The organism is Mycobacterium sp. TH-M103, from assembly GCF_057473785.1.
Window position 1 is genome coordinate 1 of the sequence record NZ_JBYCLG010000384.1, and the last position, 4,440, is coordinate 4,440.

The 4,440-nt window shown below is 67.2% G+C and carries 4 protein-coding genes and 1 riboswitch; of the genes, 1 reads left to right on the forward strand and 3 read right to left on the reverse strand.

The genetic code is table 11. The features are described 5' to 3' along the window. Both yhjD and trpS read right to left on the reverse strand, forming a co-directional pair. A partial coding sequence (gene yhjD / locus AC2VOR_RS21180; protein ID WP_486964460.1) for an inner membrane protein YhjD occupies window positions 1–960 on the reverse strand: 960 nt, incomplete at its 3' end. Between the two features lie 10 nt (window positions 961–970). Next, window positions 971–1,990 carry a tryptophan--tRNA ligase gene (gene trpS / locus AC2VOR_RS21185; protein WP_369740264.1) on the reverse strand — a complete coding sequence of 340 codons (1,020 nt, stop codon included), beginning with the start codon at window positions 1,988–1,990 and terminating at the stop codon, window positions 971–973. 151 nt (window positions 1,991–2,141) lie between these two features. Here trpS and AC2VOR_RS21190 point away from each other — a divergent pair, with 151 nt between their 5' ends. After that, window positions 2,142–2,942 carry an alpha/beta fold hydrolase gene (locus tag AC2VOR_RS21190; protein ID WP_369741742.1) on the forward strand — a complete coding sequence of 267 codons (801 nt, stop codon included), beginning with the start codon at window positions 2,142–2,144 and terminating at the stop codon, window positions 2,940–2,942. Here AC2VOR_RS21190 and AC2VOR_RS21195 read toward each other — a convergent pair. Then, window positions 2,939–4,177, reverse strand: a complete 1,239-nt coding sequence (locus AC2VOR_RS21195; RefSeq protein ID WP_369740265.1) for an NADP-dependent isocitrate dehydrogenase — start codon at window positions 4,175–4,177, stop codon at window positions 2,939–2,941. The genes AC2VOR_RS21190 and AC2VOR_RS21195 overlap by 4 nt on opposite strands. 167 nt (window positions 4,178–4,344) lie before the next feature. After that, a riboswitch (SAM riboswitch) is annotated at window positions 4,345–4,440 on the forward strand. This riboswitch is flagged as partial in the annotation.

The window sequence follows — 4,440 nt, forward strand, 5'->3', positions numbered from 1 at the left end:
CGCCTGCCGGGCGCTGAGGCCCTCGTCCCGCTGGACCCGCGGGGCGATGATCGCGGGCGGGGGCGGCTCCACGGGCCGGGCGCGCGGATCCGTCGACGCGGTGGCCGCCCACGCGGTGCAGAACAAGACGAGATAGGCCGTGATATAGGCGAACACCATGAGGCCCAGCACCGGGCCGAAGGTGGCCCCGGCCGGGCTGCGCAGGACCACCTTCAGGTAGACCGAACCGACCTGCTTGAACAGTTCGAAGCCGATCGCGGCCACCAGCCCCGCCCGGGCCGAGTCGACGAAGCTCACCTTCCCGCGTGGCAGTCGCGCGATCATCCAGGTGAACAACAACCACGACACCACCGTGGAGATCACGATCGAGATCAGCCAGAACAACCAGTCGAACACCGAAAGTTTTGGCATTCCGAGCCATTTCAAAACGGCGGCCAGCGGCGCCGCGTGGCCGAGGGTGGTGAGGCCGATGGTGGCCATCGTCACCGCGAACGTGCCCAGCAGGGCAAGCAGGTCGGACAGCTTGTTGTGCACGAAGCCCGGCGACTCGAGGCGCTGCTCCCACCACATCTCGGTCAGCGCCTGACGCAGGTGCGATATCCAACCCAGGCCACCCCAGGTCGCGGCGGCCAGGCCGATGATGCCGACCGAGGTCCGCGCGTCGATCGCCGAGTTCATCAGGTCGAGCAGCTGGTCGCCCAGCGGCCCGGTCACCTGGGACCGGATGTGGTCGTCGATGGTGCCCAGCAGCTGGGGCCGCTCGGCCAGCACGAAGCCGAACACCGCGAAACCGACCATCAGCAAAGGGAATAGCGCGAAAATCGTGTAGTACGTCAGGCCTGCCGCGAAGAACCCGCCGTTGCGGTCGCCGAAGCGCCCATGGGCGCGCATCAGGTGGTCGAACCATTGGTACCGGGTCCGCAGCCGGTCGAGGAGCCCTGGTTTGCCCGGTTCGCCCATAGGAAACGCGCTACCTCCGCTGCGGAAAAAATCCCAGCCGATCGTAGACCCGCTGGACCGTTTTGCCCGCCACGTCCTCGGCGCGCTGCGCCCCGGCCGCCAGCACGGCCTCCAGTTCGCTGCGATCGGCCAGCAATTCGTCGACGCGGGCCTTGATCGGGCTGGCGAACTCGACGACCGCCTCGGCGGTGTCCTTCTTCAAGTCGCCGTAGCCGCGCCCCACATAGCCCTCGACCAGTTTGTCGACGCCGACCCCGGTGACCGCCGACTGGATGGTCAGCAGGTTGGACACGCCGGCCTTGGCCTCGGGGTCGAACCGGATCTCGCGTTCGCTGTCGGTCACCGCGGAGCGGATCTTCTTGGCGGACTTGGCCGGATCGTCGAGCAGGTTGATCAGCCCGGCGTCGGTGGCCGCGGACTTGCTCATCTTCGACGTGGGATCCTGGAGATCGTAGATCTTGGCGGTGGCCTTGGGGATGAGCACGTCGGGAACCACGAAGGTGTCGGGGAAGCGGGCGTTGAACCGCTGCGCGACGTCGCGCGCCAGCTCGAGGTGCTGCCGCTGGTCCTCCCCCACCGGGACGAGATCGCTGTCGTAGGCGAGCACGTCGGCGGCCTGCAACACCGGGTAGGTGAACAGGCCCACGGTGGTCGAGTCGCTGCCCTGGCGCGCCGACTTGTCCTTGAACTGCGTCATGCGCGACGCCTGCCCGAATCCGGTGAAACAGCCCAGCACCCATGCCAACTGGGTGTGGGCGGGCACGTGGCTTTGCACGAACACGGTGCTGCGGCCGGGGTCGATGCCCAGCGCGAGGTACTGGGCGGCAGTGACCAGGGTCCGGCGGCGCAGCGCCTCGGGGTCCTGCGGGACGGTGATGGCGTGCAGGTCCACCACGCAGAAGAACGCGTCGTGGTCGGCCTGCAGCGCGACCCACTGCGCGACGGCGCCCAGCGCGTTGCCGAGGTGAAGCGAGTCGGACGTGGGCTGCACGCCGGAGAAAATCCGTCTGGATCCGGTAGCTGTGGTCATGATGTCTGCGATCTTTTCATGCGCCGCCGCCGCCCCCTCAGCCACCGGCGGCGCCCCGTGGACGCTCGCTTGCGGTACCGGCGGTACCGGCTTTATGGTTCGGGCTATGGGGAGTCGTCAACCGATCCATCTGGGTTCCGGGGAGCCGGTCGTGCTGTTGCACCCGTTCCTGTTGTCGCAGGCGGTCTGGGAGGACGTTGCCCGGCGGTTGGCCGACACCGGCCGCTACGAGGTGTTCGCGCCGACGATGGCCGGCCACAACGGCGGCCCGGCGGCGGGCACCTGGTTGCTGTCCTCGGCGGTGCTGGCCGATCACGTCGAGCGACAGATGGACGAGCTGGGCTGGCAGGACGCCCACATCGTCGGCAACTCGCTGGGCGGCTGGGTCGCCTTCGAGCTGGAGCGGCGCGGGCGGGCACGCTCCGTCACCGGCATCGCGCCGGCCGGCGGCTGGACACGCTGGAGCCCCCACAAGTTCGAGGTGATCGCCAAGTTCGTCCTGGGCATCCCGCTGCTGGTGCTGGCCTGGCTGTTCGGGCCCCGCGTGATGCGCCTGCCGTTCAGCCGGCGACTGGCCACCTACGCGATCAGCGCATCGCCCGACGGGGTCAGCCACGAACAACTGCTCGGCTGCATCGACGACGTCGCCCACTGCCCGGCCTACTTCCAGCTGCTCGTCAAGTCCGTGCTGCTGCACGGGCTGCGCGAGCTCGCGGAGAACGCCGTGCCGGCGCACCTGGTGATCTGCGAGAAGGACAGGGTCGTGCCCGCGCCCAGGTTCAGCCGGCATTTCACCACCCACCTGCCCGACGACCACAAGGTCACCAAGCTCGACGGCGTCGGACACATCCCCATGTTCGAAGCGCCCGACCGCGTCGCCGGGGTGATCACCGGCTTCCTCGACTCGTGCGGCGCGGCGGCGCGCGGCGCCGCGAAGCCGCCGGCCGGTTAGCTGGAGCCGGCCGCCAGTTCCTTTTCCAGGTTCTCGGCGATCGAGTTGAGGAACTCCTCGCTCTGCTGCCACTCCTGGTCTGGACCGATGAGGATGGCCAGGTCCTTGGTCATCTTGCCGCTCTCGACCGTGGCGATGACGACGTCCTCGAGCGTCTGCGCGAACTCGCACACCTCCGGTGTGTTGTCGAGCTTGCCGCGGTGCTGCAGCCCGCGCGTCCAGGCGAAGATCGACGCGATCGGGTTCGTGGAGGTCGGCTTTCCGGCCTGGTACTGGCGGAAGTGCCGGGTCACGGTGCCGTGGGCCGCTTCGGCCTCGACCGTCTTGCCGTCGGCGGTCATCAGCACCGAGGTCATCAGCCCCAGCGACCCGTAGCCCTGCGCGACGGTGTCGGACTGCACGTCGCCGTCGTAGTTCTTACACGCCCAGACGTAGCCGCCCTCCCACTTGAGGCACGCCGCGACCATGTCATCGATGAGCCGATGCTCGTAGGTGAGCCCCTCGGCCTCGAACTTGTCCTTGAACTCGGTTTCGTAGATGTGCTGGAACTCGTCTTTGAACATGCCGTCGTAGGCCTTGAGGATGGTGTTCTTGGTGGACAGATACACCGGCCACTTGGCGTTCAGGCCGTAGGCGAACGAGGCGCGGGCGAAATCGCGGATCGAGTCCTTGAAGTTGTACATGCCCATCACGACCCCGCCGTCCTCGGGGATGGTCACCACCTCGTGCACCATCGGCTCGCTGCCGTCGGACGGGGTGAACGTCAGCGTGACGGTGCCGGGCCGGTCGACCTTGAAGTTCGTCGCCCGGTACTGGTCCCCGAATGCGTGACGGCCGATCACGATCGGCTTGGTCCAGCCCGGAACCAGCCGGGGCACATTCGAGATCACGATCGGCTCGCGGAAGATGGTGCCGCCCAAGATGTTCCGGATCGTCCCGTTCGGGGAGAGCCACATCTTCTTCAGGTTGAATTCCTGGACGCGGGCCTCGTCGGGGGTGATGGTCGCGCACTTGACGCCCACCCCGTGCTTCTTGATCGCGTAGGCGGCGTCGATCGTGACCTGGTCGTCGGTGCGGTCCCGGTGCTCGATGCCCAGGTCGTAGTACTCCAGGTTGATGTCGAGATGCGGCAGGATCAGCATGTCCTTGATGAGCTTCCAGATGACGCGGGTCATCTCGTCACCGTCGAGCTCTACTACCGGGCCTTTGACCTTGATCTTGGCGTCCTTGGACATCTGTGTCCACATCCTCCAGCAACTGGGAAGCTTGGGCGAGCGGTCGCTCGTCAGGCCAGACTACTAAAGGTCGTCGATGACCCCCCAGGGCCGGTGAACGGCCGCGGCCCCGCAAGAGTTGGCCGAGAGTTGGCACGGACTCGGTGTTATGCGATAAGCTTCATCTCGGTCATGAGCGCCAGCGCTAAGCCCCGGCTTGCTGGCCGGCAACCCTCCAACCGCGGTGGGGTGCCCCGGGTGAAAGACCAGGTCTAGTAGCCACA